General features: G+C 66.6%; 1 protein-coding gene. It reads left to right on the plus strand.

Annotated elements, in window-relative coordinates:
* Window positions 1-539 (plus strand): 3-deoxy-7-phosphoheptulonate synthase (locus C9414_RS20710; protein WP_142398068.1); only part of this gene is annotated, 539 nt, incomplete at its 5' end.
* Window positions 540-749: the final 210 nt, after the last annotated feature.

Genomic DNA, 749 nt, shown 5'->3' on the forward strand with positions numbered 1-749 from the left:
CCGCGCTGGATGGCGCCCATGTCGAGTACCTGCGGGGTGTGCGCAACCCGATTGCGATCAAGGTCGGGCCGTCGGTGTCGCCGGACCAGCTGCTGCGCCTGATCGACGTGCTCAACCCGCACGACGAACCGGGCCGCCTGAGCTTCATCCACCGCATGGGCGCGGCACAGATTGCCGACAAGCTGCCGCCGCTGCTGGATGCAGTCAAGCGCGACGGGCGCCGCGTGCTGTGGGTGTGCGATGCGATGCATGGCAACACCGAAAGCACGGCCAACGGCTTCAAGACGCGCCGCTTCGACAACGTGCGTGGCGAAGTGGAGATGTCGTTCGACCTGCATGCGGCCGCCGGCACCCGTCTGGGCGGCGTGCATCTGGAGCTGACCGGCGAGGACGTGACCGAATGCACCGGTGGTGCGCGCGAACTGACCGAGCGTGACCTGGAGCGTGCGTACCGCTCGACGGTGGACCCGCGGTTGAACTACGAGCAGTCGCTGGAGATTGCGATGGCGATCGTGCGCAAGCAGGAACAGGTGCGGTAAGGGGTTTTCGGCAGGGCTTGGTAGTGCCGGCCGCTGGCCGGCAACCTCAACAGCAAAAGCAGAAGCGGCATTCCGTGGGATGGTGGGACGGTGTGGGTAGTCAGGACACGCCGTAAACCCATCCATGGGGGCTCGATGGCGCCATCCATGGCGCCAACGGTCCTGCCTGCCCCTCCCGACCCGCCTTCGACAGTTTCCCGGTGACGGAGG

Source organism: Bacillus sp. Nf3 (genome assembly GCF_003028545.1).
In the GTDB taxonomy this organism is placed as follows: domain Bacteria; phylum Bacillota; class Bacilli; order Bacillales; family Bacillaceae; genus Bacillus; species Bacillus safensis.